The sequence below is a fragment of the Spiroplasma endosymbiont of Cantharis nigra genome (genome assembly GCF_964019925.1).
Taxonomy (GTDB): Bacteria; Bacillota_I; Bacilli_A; order Mycoplasmatales; family Mycoplasmataceae; genus Spiroplasma_A.
This window is the reverse complement of record NZ_OZ026470.1, coordinates 326813-345560: the sequence shown is the minus strand read 5'-3', so window position 1 is coordinate 345560 and position 18748 is coordinate 326813. Positions and strand designations below refer to the sequence as shown.

The following is an 18748-nucleotide window of genomic DNA, read 5'->3' as shown; positions in this document are numbered from 1 at the left end:
TTTCAACTTCCTTCTACTAATTTAAATCCATATTTTTAAATTTCATAAATGATACTACATAAAAAATAATGCTCATAAAAATTTGAAATATTAAATAGTAGTAAACTGGTAAAAAATAATTATAAGAATAAGGATCTAATCTATTATTTTTTAGTTTTAAAGTAAATGTAGTATAAGGTAAAAACATATTTTTTTGTTTTTCAAAAGAAATTTTTGAGTTAAAGTTTGGTTCAAATCAAAAGTCATTATAACTAAAACCAGAATAATATGTGTAATTAAGCATTAAATTAGATAAAAAATTCAAATTTAGCATTAAGTCATAAGTCTTTCTTGACTTTATATAATTTTTTCATTGAGCTGAATCTTCTCTAATTTGATAACTTGTTGCAATAACGTAATTTGATGTATATTTAATAAAATAATTTTCTAAAATTCTTACTGATAACATTAAAGGATTGAATAACCCTCCTTGTGACATATCAGATTCAATAAATTCACTTGCCTCATCTCTATTTAAAGTAAATCCATTTAAGTTTGCATAATAATTCTTATATAAATCTAAAAGATATTCCAATTTAAATGATCTTTTATCCCTAACACCCTCAACATCTATTTTTTCAATATAACCATGTTTTTCTTTTTGTCCATTTGAATTGTTTCAACAAAAATTTTCATTCTCAATATTTTCACAATCTTCTAAAAGAATAAAATCATCAAATAGCGTGTAAAAGGATTTTTGAAATTGTAAGTAATAATTCATAATATCATTTGTAAATTGTTCCAACTCCATCAATATTTTTTTCATTTCATTATCAGAATTATCAATTAATTCTGATAATTCATCCAATGATAGAAAATTATATTTTAAATGAGTTTCAATTTTTACTTTTGAACCAAACTTTCAATCACTAATTTCTGAATCCATTCTTGTTCTAGTTATTTTCCCCTCATAATTAATTTTTAAAGGTTCCTCCTTTATAATTTTTAATTTTTTTCATATTTCAATTCTTTTATCAATATTATTTAACTCACTAAAATTACTTACTCTCATTTTTTCATTTATAAAATTTTCATTTATAAAATTACTAAGATTCGGATACAAAATTCTTCCTTTATTTACATTACTTTGAAATTCATATGCATCATAAATATCTTCCACCATTAAAATTACTTTTTCATTTGAATCCGACTCAAAAATTAAACTTTTTGATTTCTCAGAAGTATATAAAAATTGATAAGGTAGAGAAGCTATAAAACCAAACGCCATAATTAATGTAATTAAAATAGTGGCAAATTGAATATTAAAAATAAAATAGAGAAATAAAATGAAATTTATTAACAAAATTACAATGATAAAAGAGAATATTAAATACGTTAAAGTAACTCTAAAGATAACAATATCAAATTTCATATTAGAGAAAAATGTAATAAAATTTATCAAGGTGAAGTTTATTACAAATAAAAGCAAACTAGATATTACTATAACAATAATTGTAGCATTAAATAATTGGGTTCGACCAATTTGCTGGACTGTAATAATATTAATGGTTTTATCTTCTTTTTTTATATGAAAGAAAAAACTAATCAATTTTAAAATTAATATCAAAATAACTACAAATGTATGAATAATGACATAAAAGTTGAAAATTGTTATTGCTTCTCCAGAAGTTTTTTTTGTAAAAATTACAATAGATGCGATTATAGAAAAACTTATGGATAAAAAATACATAATAATAAAAGATTTATCTCTTAAAATATTTTTAAACTGGTAATTAAAAATATCTATAAAACTTATTTTCTTTTTAATTAAAATAATAATTCCTCCTCTTTTAACTAATTAATAAAAAATTAAATTATATAAATTTTATGGTAGATATAACTAGTCCACTATATAATAATTTTTTATATATACATTGGTTCAAACAAATTGAGTGTTATGTTTTTCAATTTATAACTATAGTAATATTCAAAAGATATTCCGCTTTATCTTATTGAATTAATATTATAGTTATAATACTTTAAATAGTTTTTAATAATTTTTACTAAACTTTGAGATACTTCTTCTTTTAAGAATTCCTTACAAGAAGTAATGTGTATTGATTTATATGGACTTATAAAAAATGTTATAGTCTTTTTATTCATTATTTAAATAAAATATTTTTTTCATTTGTTCATTTGCATTTCATAACTTCTAATAAAATACTATTACAAATTTTATTATCATTATTTTCAGATATAGAATGACCAACATTAAAACTTAAAAAACCTTTTAACTGATAAATATACAACTCTTTTTAAATTTGAAAATAGATAGTATTTATAACTCATGATTCATTTTATTCAATAAAATTTTATTGAATATTGGCAGGTTTTCAATAATTTATTTTAATTTTTCTCCATTTATTTTTATATATTTTTGATTTGGTAATTGATGAAATTGCTAATAGTTTTATCGATTATTAAATCATATATTGAATAACATTTTAATAGCTTTTTTTAGGGAAGTGTAGCATGGGATGATTTTTTTTTTTTTTTTCAATTTTGTTATCATCTAAATCTAATCTATTCAATTTAAAACTTATTAGATAATAAATAACCGACTCCAATACTTATGAGTTAAAGTAGGAGTACTTCAACCAATTTTTTAATAGATTACATAATTTGTAAGGAATATACTTTAGTTTAAATCCACAAATTATTTTTTTCTAGTTCTTCCTGAGTTTATTTAACTTTTTTACTACTTTATTTTTAACTGTAAATTTACTTGTTAAGCTTTTTTATTTTTAGCTTGTAATATAAAAATTCTCCTTATATATAAGTGATATTTGCTTTTATCATCTTTTACACTTAGAGAATTATATTTATACAAATTTTATTAAATATTTTTATTTAAATTTTTATTCTCCAATTTAAAGTATCAAATTACTTTAAATATTCATTATTATCTAAACTTGTGAATAACCTATTTTCATATCAATCTTGATAGTTTTCCAATTCACCATCTATTTTTAGTTTGAAATAATCAAATTCTATATAAAGATTAAGTTCTTTTTTAAGATCACTTGTTTCTCTAAATTCTGAAAGACTAATTCTTTTATCAGTTTTATAAACACCAAAACCTTTTGAATATCTTCCTAATTGAAAATCAAAATGACTTTGTTTTGAATTTGCCAATAATTCTTCTCTATATTGAACTAGTTCCAAAGTTCTTAAGCTCATATTTTCTCAAACTTCTCTACCATTTCATTGTGTATTAGTTCAATTTCATTTTTTATATATAATAGCATTTTCTTTAAATCCACCAAAAAATGCACTATTTCTTTTATTAAAATCTACTTCATAAATTCTTTGAAATTCACTAATAGCTGTAACTATATTATCTTTAAATTTATTTGCTGTTATTTCACTATCTCTTTTATTACTTTTATTTGAATAATAACCCATCATTAATGAAATATCTGGCAACTGATGAACATAGTTATTAGAAGTTACTATTGATAAAGAATAAAGTCTAATTTTTCCAATTTTTAATACATTTTCCTTTAATAATAAATTATCTTCAATATCCTTAGTTAATTCATTAATTTGATAATTAAATTTTAATTCTTCTGCCTTAGTAGAGTTTTTCATATACTCATCAATTTTTGCTTTTCCTTCATCAGTTTTCATATCATATCCTGTAATTAAACTTACTTGATTATAGATTTTAGTACCCTTATTAAACTCTGTTTTTGTTTTATAAGTAGATGTAGTTATTTCACTTGCCTCATTTCTATATTCAGCAAGTCATTCAATTTCTCTTTTATTATTTATAATCTCTTTATTTTGAAACTTTGCTTTAATAGGTAAATTTTTAATATAATTTTCATTAATAAACATAGCTAAATTATCTTTAAAGTTTTCATCTTTATTAATGTAATTTTTAATTTCAGTATCTGTGTTTTCTAAATGACCTTTATCTGTATCTAAATTTTCATAATCAATATTTGCGAAATTCTCCATAGTTTTATTTTTTACTGACGAAAGAAAATCTTTTTGAATATTTTCTACTATATCTTTAAATATTGCTCCAAAATCCAAATTATCTGTAATTGTAAATTTAAAGTTGTCCTCAATTTTAAATTTTGCCTTTTCTTCACTTGATTTTGAGTAATTTACATAAATTTCATAATCAAAAATAATATTTGCATAATATGCTTCTTCCTCAGTTTTTGAATCAGCATTACTTATAACTTCAATATCACTAACAATTTTAAAATTATCTAATAAATTACCTTCTATATTAGAGAATAATATTGAATACTTTTCTTGATTTGCTAACTTCCTTATCTCACCTTCAAGTTTATCTTTGTCCATTGTTAATTCTAAGTCACTTAAAATATCATTTTTTTGTTCAGCAGTTAGTTCTTTACCACTATTTAAGAAATTTTCTACATTAGATTTTGTAAAAAATTTAAATTTACTTTCTTCTGTTGATGGCACATCAACATTAATTAAATTTTTTAATTGTTCATCTTTATAATTTTGAAATAATGATGATAATTCAGAATTGAAATCTTCAATAATTTCTGATAAATCATCATCTGGGTCAGTTGTAACATCTGTTTTACAAGCAATAACAGTTGTACTTGTTGCAGCAACTAACCCAATTGTTGATAATAATCCCAATAATTTTTTCATAAATTATTTTCCCCTTTTCGTAGCATATTAATGCTTAAATACATTATATAAAAATATTTTAGAAAATTAAAATTCTTTTTAAAAAAAATAAACTAAATTATGAGTAATAAGCGATTATGTCCCTACATATTAACAAGCGACTTTGTCCTCCTTTATAATCAATAAATGGAGGTTTTATGAAAGGAACTATTAAAAATACAGCCTTTGGACTAGGTTATAGTGTTAGACACACTAGACAAAAGCTTAAAGAGTATCAAGAAATTAGAACAAAAGCTTTTATTCATAAAAATATCAATAAAATACCTATAAATAAAATTCAACAATTATTTCAAACTAAATATTATGACTTTATTATTAAGCATTATTAAGAACTAAATCGAAAAAGGAAAATAGGTTATTCTGCAATTAGACGCATATTAATAGAAGAAAATATTTTAATTGAGACTCTTAATAGAAAAACAAAAAACAAAAAAAGATATTCGTAAAAATTTAAAGGCAGCAAACCAAGAAAATTTAGCACGCCAGTATCTTTCAAATTCAACTATATCAACCCCTTCCTACGCAAAAGAAAATTGTAAAATTTGGAGAAATCTACGAAACTGATGCTTCAAATCATCAATGAATTAAGAATTTAAAATATCATTTGCATAATGTAATTGATAAACATAGTAAAAGAATTTTGGCAGCTTATTCCAGCGAACATGAAACTATTGATAGTTATTATAATATCTATAAAAAAGCCTTTAAACATTATGGTTTACCAAAACTAAATGTCAGTGATAATCGAAATGTTTTCAGTAGTAAAAATAATCGTAAGCATTTTGGTGATAGCGTTTCAAATACACAATTATAATTTATTTCTCACTTTTTAAAGTAAATACAAAAACAACGTCAATCCCTCAAGAAAAAACTTTAGTCGAAAGAACTTCTTTTAGAACATTGCAAAGAAGAAGACCTCAAATAATTAGACTCTCATATTTAAAAAAATTAAGTAATTAAATAATTATTTGCCCATTTTATTCAAGAATACAATCAATATTTTTCAATACCTTTAGACCAATTAGAATCAGTAACTAGAAAAATTTGATCAAGATGAAAATATTGCTTTCTCTTATCGAAGTGAATGAATTATTGATAATGGTCATAGTATCAGTTTTAAAAAAACTAAGTGATTTATTTGTAAGGGCCTTACTCCAATTTACTTTAAGCCAAAGTTAAAAGTAATGGTTATGGCAACGATAAATAAAAAGTATTATGCACTAATTGGAAATGACATTTACAATCTTATTTAAGTTGAAGATGAATGCTTACATGGAAGTATTAAAACACTATCTAATTAAGAAGTTGAAACTAATAAAGTACCCAAAATTGACTCTCCTTGGAAAGCAACTAACTGATATTTTTTGATAGAAAAAGAAAAAATACAAGATCTATTTATTAGATAAATCTTGCATTTTAGGACATAATCACTTATTATCTACAATTTTAGACAGGATTTATAACCAACTATAAACCCTGTCTAAATATCTTTAAAAAAGGTAAGATAAGTAAATTTATTATTTAATGGTAAATATAAGTAATTTCGTTCACTGAAGATTAATTCTTCTAATAAATTTTTCATTTTCTATTAACAATACTTCGAACATGAGTAATATTTTTCTTTTCCTTAGGTTTTCTAATCATCTTTTTAACTCTAATTACTTAATATATTTTATATATCCTCATTATTCTTGCTACTTTATTTTGACTAATCTTTATTCCCTTACCTTTTTAAACATATTTTTATTCTAGAGTTACCATAAATACCCTCATATTTAAAAAATAAAGATTTTTTTCTTTTGCAATATTAATATCTATTTTTATAATATAATCCTTTTACCATTCTTAACTTACCTATAGTAACTTAATCTAGTAATTTTTAAAAGATTACATAAATCTGAGACATTATATTTACATTTAAATCCTTCTATAATTTTATAAATATAATTTATTTTTTCTTTTAATTTTCCATCATTTCATTGAACTTTTTATAAATTCATTTTCCATTTTTAATCATTTAATCTTCTTTTTAAGAATTGCCAATTCTTTATTTTTTGCGTATAAATAGTTTGGTCTAATACTGGAATGACTGTTATGCTTTCTAGTTTTTGAAATTAAACCTTTAGTTCCATATATTTTACAATTCATGCAAAAATTTTTTGCTGTTGAATAAGATATACCATATTCAACTGATAGTTATTTAAAAGTTCTATTTTAATTATAGAGTTTATTAACTAACTCTTGCTCTTGTTTGACACTTAACATATTTGATTTATTGCCTATAACATTTGACATAAAAAAATTCTCTAAGTATCCATCTTATGTTTTTTAACATTATGTATACTTAGAGAATTACATTCATACATTAATAATAAATGTCTTATTTATTATTTTGTATACTTAAGGAATTATATCCACAGTCAAATATTTTATTCATTTTTTTCTAAGGCTTTATAAATCGATTCCATACTAATTGATAATTTAATTAAATTTTTAATTGGAACGGATTCTTTTAATAAAAATAAAAATACTCAGTTAATTTCTTCAGCAGAGTTTGAAGCAAATACAATTGAATTTTCTAAAGAATCATATTTAAAAGTTTTTATTTTTTTAGAATTCATAAAGTCCCTAAATTTTTTAATATCAACTTTAACACTAAAAAATATTTTAAACTTATTATATAAATCCAATTCCTTTTTTGAGCCTTTAAAAATAATAGCTCCTGATTCAAGTATTATATAATCATCAAATAATTCTGCTAACTCATCAATATTATGAACAGTAACAACTATTGTTTTACCCTCACTTTTAAATTTTATTAAAAGGTTTTTTATTTTATTTCTTCAAATTGAATCTAGATTGGCACCTGGCTCATCTAGAATAATAATATCAGGTTCCTTAATAAAGCAAATTATAAAATTCATTCTATTTTTCATTCCTCATGAGAAGTTTTTTAACTTTTTATCTTTTTTATCTCATAGTTCAAAAAAAGTTAATCAATATTCAATTTTTTCTTTTATTTTATTTTTTGCCAAACCAAAAATTTTACAACTATCGTATAAAAAATTATATGCAGAAATATCATAAAGAGAAAAATCCATTTGAGTGTAGTAACCCATACTTTTATTTATTAAATATGATTTTCTATTTTTTCTATTAATTTTTTCTATTATAATTTCACCTTTATATTTTTTGATAATTCCTGTTAGGGCATTTAGTACAACTGTTTTACCACTACCACTACCACCTAATAAAGCAGTAATTGAACCCCTTTCAATATCAAAGTTTATAGGTCCAATTTGATTTGTTTTAAACTTTTTAGTAAAGTTTTTAAAAGTAATTATTTTCTCCATCTTTTCGCTTCCTTCTGCTAATTTAAATCCATATTTTTGAATTTTATAAATGATACTACATAAAAAATAATGCTCATAAAAATTTGAAATACTAAATAGTAGTAAACTGGTAAAAAATAATTATAAGAATAAGGATCTAATCTATCATTTTTTATTTTTAAAGTAAATGTAGTATAAGGTAAAAACATATTTTTTTGTTTTTCAAAAGAAATTTTTGAGTTAAAGTTTGGTTCAAATCAAAAGTCGTTATAACTAAAACCAGAATAATAAGTATAATTCAACATTAAATTAGATAAAAAGTTAAAATTTAAAATTATGTCATAATTTTTTCTTGGTTTTATATAACTTTTTCATTGACTTGAAGTATCTCTAATTGAATAATTTGTTGCAATAACAAAATTTGATGTATATTTAATAAAATAATTTTCTAAAATTCTTACTGATAACATTAAAGGATTAAATAATCCCCCATCTGACATGTAAGATTCAATAAACTCACTTGCTTCATCTCTATTTAAAGTAAATCCATTTAAATTTCAATAATAATTTTTATACAATTCTAAAAGATATTCTAATTTAAATGACCTTTTATCTTTACGACCTTGATCATCTATTTTTTCAATATAACCATGTTTTTCCTTTTGTCCATTTGAATTGTTTCAACAAAAATTTTCATTCTCAATATTTTCACAATCTTCTAAAATAATAAAATCGTCAAATAATGTATAAAAAGATTTTTGAAATTCTAAATAATGATCCATTATGTAATTTGTAAATTCTTCTAACTCTATTAATATTTTTTTATTTTCATTATCAGAACTATCAATTAATTGCGATAATTCTTCCAAAGATAAAAAATTATATTTTAAATAAGTTTCAAATTTAATTTTTGATCCAAACTTTCAATCATCAATTTCTGAACCAATTTTTGTTCTAGTTATTTTTCCTTCATATCCAACTTTTAAAGGTTTATCTTTAATAATATTTAAATCTTTTCAAATATCTATTCTCCTATCAATATTATTTAATTCACTAAAATTACTTATTCTCATTTTTTCCTTTAAAAAGTTATCATTTATAAAATTACTAAGATTAGGATATAAAATTCTTCCCTTGTTTACATTACTTTGAAATTCATAAGCATCATAAATATCTTCCACCATTAAAATAACTTTTTCATTTGAATCCGATTCAAAAACTAAACTTTTTGACTTTTCAGATGTATATAAAAATTGATATGGTAAAGAAGCAATGAAACCAAAAGCCATAATTAATGTAATTAAAATTGTTGCAAATTGAATATTAAAAATGAAATATAGAAATAAAATAAAATTTATTAATAAAATTACAATAACAAGAGAAAAGATTAAATATGTCAATGTAACTCTTAACATGACAACATCAAATTTCATATTTGCAAAAAATGAGATAAAATTTATTAAAATAAAATTTATTAAAAACAAAGCTAAACTAGATATTACTATAACAATAATTGTAGCATTAAATAATTGAGTTCGACCAATTTGCTGGACTGTAATAATATTAATAGTTTTATCTTCCTTTTTTATATAAAAGAAAAAACCAATTAATTTTAAAATCAATATCAATATAATTACAAATGTATGAATAAGAACATAAAAATTAAAAATTGTTATTGCTTCTCCAGAAGTTTTTTTTGTCATAATTACAATAGATGCTATTATAGAAAAACTTATAGATAAAAAATACATTATAATAAAAGACTTATCTCTTAAAATATTTTTAAATTGATAATTAAAAATATCTATAAAACTTATTTTATTTTTAATTAAAATAATAATTCCTCCTTTTTAATTTATTAATAAAAAAATAAAATTATACAAACATGATTGAATAATTTTATTTGAACTTTTTATTTTGTAATTTTAAATATTAAATTATTTTAAATATTCATCTTTATCTAAACCTGTAAATAGTCTATTTTCATATCAATCTTTATAATTTTCTAGTTCACCATCTAATTTTAGTTTGAAATAATCAAATTCTATATAAAGATTAAGTTCTTTTTTAAGATCACTGGTTTCTCTAAATTCTGAAAGACTAATTCTTTGATCAGTTTTATAAACACCAAAACCTTTTGTATTTCTTCCTAATTGAAAATCAAAATGACTTTGATTTGAATTTGCCAATAATTCTTCTCTATATTGAACTAGTTCCAAAGTTCTTAAACTCATATTTTCTCAAACTTCTCTACCATTTCATTGTGTATTAGTTCAATTTCATTTTTTAAATACAACAGAACTATCTTTAAATCCACCAAAGAAAGCATTATTTCTTTTGCTAAAATCCACTTCATAAATTTTTTGAAATTCGCTAATAGCTGTAACTATATTATCTTTAAATTTTTTTGCTGTTATTTCACTATCTCTTTTATTACTTTCATCTGAATAATAACCCATCATTAATGAAAAATCTGGTAGTTGATGAATATATCCACTAGAAGTTACTATTGTTAAACTATTAAGCCTAATTTTTCCAACTTTTAATACATTTTCTTTTAATAATAAATTATTTTCAATATCTTTTGTAATTTCATCAAACTTATCATTGAATTTTTTTTCTTCTAACTCAGTTGATTTTTCAATATACTCTTCAATTTTTTGTTGTCCAGCAGCAGTTGTCATATCATGACCTGTTAATAAACTTACTTGATTATAAATTTTAGTACCTTTACCAAATTCTTTTTTGTCTTTAAATGTCGATGTAGTTAATTCACTTGCTTCATTTCTATACTCAACTTGTCATTCAATATCTCTTTTAGTATTTGTAATTATTTGATTTTGAAATTTTGCATTAATAGATAAATTATTATCAATATAATTATCATCAATGAAAAGAGCTAATTTATCTCTAAAGTATTCATCTTTGTTAAAATACTCTTTGATTTCTTGATCTGTATTTTCTAAATCAGCTTTGTCTGTACCTAAATTTTTGAAATCAATATTTGCAAAGTCTGTCATGGTGTCATTTTTTACTGAAGAAAGAAAATCTTTTTGAATATTTTCTACTATATCTTTAAATATTTCTCCAAATTTTGAACTATCTGTAATTGTAAATTTAAAGTTGTCTTCAATTTTAAATTTTGCTTTTTCTTCACTTGATTTTGAATAATTTACATAAATTTCATAATCAAAAATAATATTTGCATAATATGCTTCTTCTTCATCTTTTGAATCAGCATTACTTATAACTTTAATATCACTAACAATCTTAAAATCATCTAATAAATTACCTTCTATCTTAGAAAATAAGATAGAATATTTTTCTTCTTTAGCCAATAATTTTATTTCGTCTTCAAGTTTTACTTTATCCATTGTCAATTCTAAGTCACTTAAAATATCTCTTTTTTGTTCATCTGTAAGGTCTTTACCACTATTCAAGAAACTCTCTACATTAGATTTTGTAAAAAATTTCAGTTTATTTTCATCTCTTACAGTTGCTTCATTAGTCTCAATATTAATTAAATATTTCAATTGATCATCTTTATAATCTTGAAATAATGATGATAAATCAGAGTTAAATTCCTCAATAATTTCTGATCAATCATCTTCTGGATCAATTATATTTGGGCCAGTTGATCCACAAGCAACTACAGTTGCTCCAGCTGACGTAAGCATTCCAAATGCTCCCAAAAGTGTTAATAACTTTTTCATTTTTTTTCCTCACTTGTATTTCCAGAATACAATTTAATTATATTTAAAATAAGTTTAATTAAATTATTTTAAAGTATTTGAAAAATTTTTTATGTAAGTAAAAATGTTTTTAATATATGAATTTTTATCACTTTTATATTGAGTATTTCAAATAATTAATCAGATAATTAATCCAGATTACTCCTATAGTGTGATTACTAAATTGACTAGTTATTTTTATAAAGCTTATTAATGAATTTAAATTTTAAAAGAGTCCCTTATTTCTTTTATTTAAAAATTACCCCATTATTATAAAAAAAACAAGTTAAATATTAAAATAAGTTTTAAAATGGTTTAAAACTTTATTCATATCCAAGTTCTTAGGTTTTAATCTATTTACTTCATTTAAAGTCATAAAGCTTTCTTTATATCATTTTAATAAATCTTGATAGTTTTTTAGACTAAATTTGCTTATTTTAAGTGAGTAATTCTCTAATAACTTTTGTGTTATTTCATACCAACTCAAACTTGTATCATAAGGTAAAAAATCTTTTAATTCTCATTGAATAATACACTCTAATATTAAAAAATAGTTAGTTTTTAGAGACTCAAAACTATTGTTGAGGCAATAAAATGAATGAAAAGAATTAACATAAAAGCCCCTTTTATCCATTTCTTTCTTTCATTCATACATTAATTGGTTAAAATAATTTCTTCCTAAGTCTAAAAAAGGTTGCATTGCTTTATTATTGGGATTTATATTTAGATAATAGTCATGCATTCCAAATTCTTTTCTTAAAGCAGTCAATGCAATATCAGGAGCATATTTATAAAGTTCATATGGAATAATTCTCATAAGTTAATTACCTTTCTTTTATTTACAAAATATTTTAACATTTAATCAAATAAAAAAGTTATTAAGTGATTTTACATCACTTAATAACTTAATTTACTTTAGTAATCGCAATTATTTTAATTGCTTTTAAAAATCGAAGTTATCTGGATCTGGCCCAACTCTTTCATTTTTTATTTTTCCTAGTAATTTCATATCTTCTTGAGTTAACTCAAAATCTTCTATTTGAATGTTATCAATTACTCTACTTGGTTTTGAAGATTTTGGTATTATTATGTAACCCATTTGTAATCCTCATCTTAGACATATTTGAGCTTCTGACTTTTTATATTTTTTAGCTAATGTTTTAATTTCTTCAACCTCAAAACATTTTCCTCTCATCATTGTTCCTCATGATTGAACTAAAATATCATTTGCTTGACAAAATTTAACAACTTCTAGATTTTGTAAAGCAGGATGTAATTCAATTTGATTGATTACAGGCTTAATTCTACAATTTTCTAATATTTCTTGCAAGTGATGTACTTGAAAGTTACTTACTCCAATTGATCTCACTTTTCCTTGATCAACTGCTTCTTCTAATGCTTTTCAACATTCTAATTTATATTCAGTTGGTCAGTGAATTAAAAGTAAATCAATATAGTCTATTTCTAATTCTTTTAAAATATCATTAATAGCTTCTTTTGCCAACTCATATTTATTATGTGAATTTCACACTTTTGAAGTAATAAATAATGATTGACGATCTACTCCACTTTCCTTAATAGCTTGAGCTATTATTTTATGGTTTTGATAAATAGATGCTGTATCTATATGTTTATATCCAGCGTTTAAAGCTGCTTTAATAGATTCCAATGTCTCCTTTTCATCAACTAATTCATATGTTCCTAATCCTATTTGCGGTATTTCTAAACCATTATTAAATTTTAAAGCTTTATCGAGTATTTTATTCATTTTGTTCTCCTTTACCCAATATAATTATAGTCTTTTTAATAATTAAAAAAGAGGTTAAAAAATAAAAGTTTCTTGAGTAATTTCAATAATCCTTTTACTATTATTTCATAGTAATTAAAATAAATACTGTTTTTACTGAGTTGATAAAACTTCAATTATTTCTTTAATTTGTGAGAAATTAATATTTTCAAGAGCAAAAAATTTAAGCTGATTATTTCATTCATTTCCTACAATATTTACAGGCTTATCATATATTTTTTGTCAATCAATATTTTTAGAGTTTTCTTCTCAAATATCTATCTTCCTTTTTTCTTCAATTTTAATACTGAAAAAACTTCTTTTTTTCATATTTTACTCCTTTCCTTATAAACTAATTAAAAATAAATTTTTACACATAAAAAATATGGCTATTGTTAAATTTAAATTAGATCTAATTTTTTTAAATACTTTAATTTATTTTTATGAATATATTTCTACTTCAGCTTCTAACTCAACAATTGCCTTATTTTCAATAATGAAATCATTTTCTGTAACATTACCTATTAATAAAATTGCAATTGCAACCGATTCTACTTGTTCCTCTTTTGTATCAAATAAATCTAATTTTTTCACTCTTATAGCAAGTTGTGCATTATCATTGGTAAATTTTTTTTGATAAATTCCATCTAATCTAGCATTATCAATATTTTCTTTAAGATACCTAAATTTAGATGAAGAAAAATATTTTCCTGCTTCTAATCTTAGTAATTTTTCATTAAAATACTTACTATCATTATTTGACTTTTCTTTTGCCCCTACTTTTTTTGTTACTTCTTTGTGTTCCGGATTATTTGATTCTTCGTCTGAATTATATCAAATTAATCCCACATCAAAATTATGAATACTGTATTCTTCACCAAAAATAGAATTAGGTTGAACAAAATGACTGGCTCCAATAATAATTTCTGTAACTCCCTTAGGTATTTTTATATCAAGATATTTAGGGTTTTTATTTGTAAGAGAAATAGTTACTTTCAATGTTGGTTTAAGTAATAAAGAGTTATCCACTCAACCAAAAGATGATGATTTTTTTGAAGGTCTTTCTCTTACAGACATAGCTAATATTTTAGCTTTTGCTTCTAAAGGAGAAAAACCTTCTTCTATTAAATGTGCAGCAATTCTTGATATTCTTGGAGCAGAAATAGAGGTACCTTTTATTCCATAATTCAAACCATTTCAATATGCAACAGTTGAAGTACTGTCACTATTTTCAGGACCACCAAACGTTGATACCTCTGGTTTTTCAAAATATAAGATTTGTCCTATTGAAGAATAATTTGCAGGTACAATATTATTTTTAACTTTTTGAATTGATCCTACAGTTAATGCATTTAAAGAATCACCAGGCATACATAACGACTCCATTGGATTAAAGACCTTTTCTCTTAAATTACCCGAAGATATTATAAATAAAACATTATATTTTCTAGCAATATAATCAAGAAATGCTCCAACTTTAGACATTATAGGTGAATAAGGACTTTTAATTCCACCAATGGATAAATTTCAAACTTGAATATCGGAATTTTGAGATATTATTGTCTCCAAATTATTTTGTAAGTGTTCAAATGATAGTTGTGGCTTGCCTTCTTCTATAATTGGTTCAAGCATCTCAAAATGTTTAATAAAAAAATTACCAAGTTTATCTGCACTACCAGGATTTAATTCATCATTAGCAACTAATAATGAAGAAACCATAGAACCATGTTCATTATTTGAAAATTTTTTAAATTCCCTTCAATCCTCAATACCAATAATATATTTAGAAAATGGTTCTGGTAAATTATTACCTGAATCAATTACTCCTATTATTGTTTGTCTTGGTTTATCTAATTCTATATTTTTATCTTTTATATCCATGTCCAAAATATTGATTGGTGATTCATACAGAGTCATTGAATTAAAAACCTCAATAATCATAAAAGGATATAACTCATTTATTTTCTTAACCTGCTCTCCAGTAAAAAAACCAAAATTCAAATCTGAATTGAAATCATTTTTAGAAATAATTTTTCTAGATACTAAATCTTCAAAAACCCAAGGCAATGGAAGAGTTGATACATATGCTTTATTTATAACACTATATGAGTAATATTCTTGACTGAAGCCTTCACAAAGAATAATACATGCCAAAAAATACTCGTCTTTTCCTCTAACATAAAGTTCAGCTGAATAGTTTAGAAATTTTTTTAACATAGAAATCAACTTATTATACTCATTGCTATTAATTTCATAAAATATTCTAATGTAACTTTTGCCATCAATTTTTTTTGAGCTAATTGATTTCTGTTTAATATTTAAAATATTTTCTGGATTACCGTCAATATTAAAAATAAATCTTTTAGTTTTAGGAGGAATTATATTAATATATTCAATAAAAAATATAACCTTACCCTCTATTGTTGAATTAAAATTTTCAACTTTTTTAGTAATTGAAAGTAATTTTGTTTTATTTTTTTGAACAATTTCATTTACTTCTTCAAAAGATTTATTATCAATTCTTCCTCTATTACCTTTCTCTTGAAATTTAGTTGCTTTAAGTTTAACTGCCATTATACTCCAAGCCTCTCTTTAGTTCTTTTAGATATTTCATCATCTGATCTAAGAACCAGAAAATTTTTAAATTTATTTCAAAAAATTTGAAGAGTATCAACTTTATTATAAATCTCAGTATCAATAATTACTTCCTGTTCAAATGATTTTAAATCACTAAGTGAAAAGAGTAATTCGTCATTTAAAATAAAAGTAGAGTTCAATAATCTCAAAGATAACTCATTATTTTCATTTTCATCATTGTATAATTTTGCAAATGTCTCAACAGAGAATAATTTTCCTTCTACATGTATATTGAATCTTCTTTGAATAGCGATATCAATTGATTCCATCATATTTGTAGCTGCAAAAATAATATAATTAATATCCAGTTCATCAAAAAATTTTATAAAAGATGCTACAATTCTGTCGTGTTCTGCAACATCATTTTTATTCTGTCTATTTGAAATTACAGAATCTAACTCATCAAAAAATAAAATTACCTTTTTATTTTTATATTTTAAATTTAAATTTGTTACCAAAGAAATTAAGTTTAATTGTGTTTGTCCTAATTTTGAACTTAAAATACTTTCTAAAGTTATCTTTTCAAATAATAAATGCTTATTAAGATACGCAATTTCTTCAACTAATGATGTTTTACCAGTTCCTGTTTTACCATAAAATAAAATTTTAAGTCCTCCTATTTTTTCAATAAGAGTTTGACTATTTAATAATTTATTTATTTTTTCAATTTCTAATTTGTATATTTCCTTAATTGAAGAACTACTTTTTATTATTGAAGAAGATTTAAGAACAAAATTTCTTCCTGCATATTGATTCTCTAAAAAATCCATTTCTTCTTTTGAAAATTGATCTTTTAATACTGATTTTAATGTTAAAAAGTCTTCTTCATCCAATTTTTGAATTATATTAAGCACTTTTAATGTTTTTTTACTCACTTTATTCATTTTATTGCCCACTTTCTAAGAGAATTATATCACTTATTAATAATTTAGTTTAATTTATTGCTATATTCTAATAAAAAAGAAAGAGAGTTGTGTTTTTTTAAGTAAACCATAGCATAAAGACTTTTTATTATTAAAATTCATAATAAAAAAGTTTAGTTAAATATCTTTGAATTTAACTAAACACATAAAATTCCATATTGTAAAAATATAAATACTCTTATTTTAAAATTCCTTATTAACTAATATCTTCTCCATTTGATTTAATTACTTTTTGATATCAAAAGAAGCTGTCCTTTCTATAACGTTTCATATCTTTTAAATCAAACTCATCACGATTAACATAAACAAAACCATAGCGCTTTGAAATTCCTTGATGGGTTGAAACCAAATCAATAGCACTTCAAGGATTATAACCAAATAATTTGACACCATCATTAATAATTTTTGGAATTTGTTCAATATGTTTTCTTAAATAATCAATACGATACTTATCATGTATTTTACCCTCACTTGTCAATTCGTCTTTGGCTCCTAAGCCATTTTCAGTAATAATTATTGGTAAATTATATCTATCATGTAATGCTCTTGCAGTTAGCCTAAATCCAAGTGGATCAATTTCTCAACCATATTCACTGGTTTTTAAATGTTCATTCTTTGCTGATTGAAACATTTCTTCTAAGTTAAACCCCATTTGTTGATCGCCAACTTTAAATTCTTGGTCTGTTGTTGGGGCTTTAACACTCATAGAACTATAGTAGTTAAAAGCAATAAAATTAATTTTTGCTTTTTTAAATAATTTTAATTCCTCATTAGTAATTTCAATATTGTAATTATTGCTTTTTCAGAAGTTTAATAAAACTTTATCATAACTTCCTTTTACAAAAGGATCAATATAAATTCAATTTCTAATTAAATTTGCATTATGAGCTGCTAAAACATCTTCAGGTTTATTGCTTTGTGCATAAACTAAAGAGATATTTGGAGCTACTCCTATTTTTGCTTTTTTATCAATAGTTTTTAAAAGAATAATTGCTTTTGCTTGAGCAACATTCATATTATGAAACATTTGATAAGATTCTTGGCCTTTATCAATTCCTGTCATTTGTTTTCCCAGTAAATGACCAAACATAACTATCATGTTTTGTTCATTAATTGTTTGTCAGAATTTGACCTTACCTTTATACTCGTTAAATAGTGTCTTGGCATATTTTAAATAAGCTTCTACTATTAAATCCTTATTTTTCCAACCACCTTTTTCTTCTAGATAATTTGGTAAATCAAAATGGTGAATTGTAACTAAAGGCTCGATTTTATATTTAATTAGCTCATCTAATAGTTTATGATAAAAATCAATTCCCTTTTTATTGGGTTCTAGTTCAATTCCTTTAGGATAAATTCGTGTTCAATTAATTGAAAAACGATAAGATTTAAAACCCATTTCGGCCATTAAAGCAATATCTTCTTTAAAATGATGATAATGATCAGAGGCTACTTTAAAATCAGTAATATCTTTAACATTTAAACCTTTAATAAAACCTCCCGCACTAACATCTTGAACAGATAAACCCTTACCATCTTCATTTCAACCCCCTTCAACCTGGTAAGCACTTGTAGAAGCACCTCACAGAAAGTTTTTTGTTATTTTATTCATACATTTTC

General features: G+C 22.7%; 14 protein-coding genes. 2 read left to right on the top strand and 12 right to left on the bottom strand.

The window, feature by feature from the left end; translation table 4 throughout:
• Nucleotides 1-16: 16 nt before the first annotated feature.
• Nucleotides 17-1729 carry a hypothetical protein gene (locus tag AACL04_RS01455; RefSeq protein WP_339030746.1) on the bottom strand — a complete coding sequence of 571 codons (1713 nt, stop codon included), beginning with the start codon at nt 1727-1729 and terminating at the stop codon, nt 17-19.
• Nucleotides 1730-2922: 1193 nt separating this feature from the next.
• Nucleotides 2923-4680 (bottom strand): lipoprotein, encoded by a 1758-nt coding sequence (locus AACL04_RS01450; protein ID WP_339030745.1) that lies wholly within the window; start codon nt 4678-4680, stop codon nt 2923-2925.
• A gap of 176 nt (nt 4681-4856) precedes the next feature.
• Between AACL04_RS01450 and AACL04_RS01445 the strand changes: the two genes are divergently transcribed.
• Complete coding sequence (locus tag AACL04_RS01445; RefSeq protein WP_339030744.1) at nt 4857-5048, top strand: hypothetical protein; 192 nt, start codon at nt 4857-4859, stop codon at nt 5046-5048.
• A 275-nt stretch (nt 5049-5323) separates the two neighbouring features.
• Nucleotides 5324-5533 (top strand): hypothetical protein, encoded by a 210-nt coding sequence (locus AACL04_RS01440; protein ID WP_339030742.1) that lies wholly within the window; start codon nt 5324-5326, stop codon nt 5531-5533.
• A 1121-nt stretch (nt 5534-6654) separates the two neighbouring features.
• On the opposite strand, the gene AACL04_RS01435 is transcribed toward AACL04_RS01440, so the two are convergent.
• The 10 genes from AACL04_RS01435 to AACL04_RS01390 form a co-directional block, all read right to left on the bottom strand.
• Entirely contained in the window at nt 6655-6867 is a 213-nt protein-coding gene (locus AACL04_RS01435; protein WP_339030740.1) for a hypothetical protein, read from the bottom strand.
• A gap of 281 nt (nt 6868-7148) precedes the next feature.
• Complete coding sequence (locus AACL04_RS01430; protein WP_339030738.1) at nt 7149-8072, bottom strand: ABC transporter ATP-binding protein; 924 nt, start codon at nt 8070-8072, stop codon at nt 7149-7151.
• Nucleotides 8073-8089: 17 nt separating this feature from the next.
• The gene (locus tag AACL04_RS01425; protein WP_339030735.1) at nt 8090-9754 is read right to left on the bottom strand and encodes a hypothetical protein; all 1665 of its coding nucleotides are present in this window, start codon (nt 9752-9754) and stop codon (nt 8090-8092) included.
• 234 nt (nt 9755-9988) lie between these two features.
• Nucleotides 9989-11764 carry a lipoprotein gene (locus AACL04_RS01420; protein ID WP_339030732.1) on the bottom strand — a complete coding sequence of 592 codons (1776 nt, stop codon included), beginning with the start codon at nt 11762-11764 and terminating at the stop codon, nt 9989-9991.
• A gap of 304 nt (nt 11765-12068) precedes the next feature.
• Nucleotides 12069-12599, bottom strand: a complete 531-nt coding sequence (locus tag AACL04_RS01415; protein WP_339030730.1) for a hypothetical protein — start codon at nt 12597-12599, stop codon at nt 12069-12071.
• Nucleotides 12600-12725: 126 nt separating this feature from the next.
• Nucleotides 12726-13550, bottom strand: coding sequence for an aldo/keto reductase (locus AACL04_RS01410; protein WP_339030729.1), 825 nt, complete (start codon nt 13548-13550; stop codon nt 12726-12728).
• A 132-nt stretch (nt 13551-13682) separates the two neighbouring features.
• Nucleotides 13683-13898 (bottom strand): hypothetical protein, encoded by a 216-nt coding sequence (locus AACL04_RS01405; RefSeq protein WP_339030726.1) that lies wholly within the window; start codon nt 13896-13898, stop codon nt 13683-13685.
• A gap of 111 nt (nt 13899-14009) precedes the next feature.
• Nucleotides 14010-16142 (bottom strand): S8 family serine peptidase, encoded by a 2133-nt coding sequence (locus AACL04_RS01400; RefSeq protein WP_339030724.1) that lies wholly within the window; start codon nt 16140-16142, stop codon nt 14010-14012.
• The gene (locus tag AACL04_RS01395; protein WP_339030723.1) at nt 16142-17089 is read right to left on the bottom strand and encodes an ATP-binding protein; all 948 of its coding nucleotides are present in this window, start codon (nt 17087-17089) and stop codon (nt 16142-16144) included. Before AACL04_RS01395 ends, AACL04_RS01400 begins: the two co-directional genes overlap by 1 nt.
• A 235-nt stretch (nt 17090-17324) precedes the next feature.
• Nucleotides 17325-18740, bottom strand: a complete 1416-nt coding sequence (locus tag AACL04_RS01390; RefSeq protein ID WP_339030720.1) for a glycoside hydrolase family 1 protein — start codon at nt 18738-18740, stop codon at nt 17325-17327.
• Between the last annotated feature and the right edge of the window lie 8 nt (nt 18741-18748).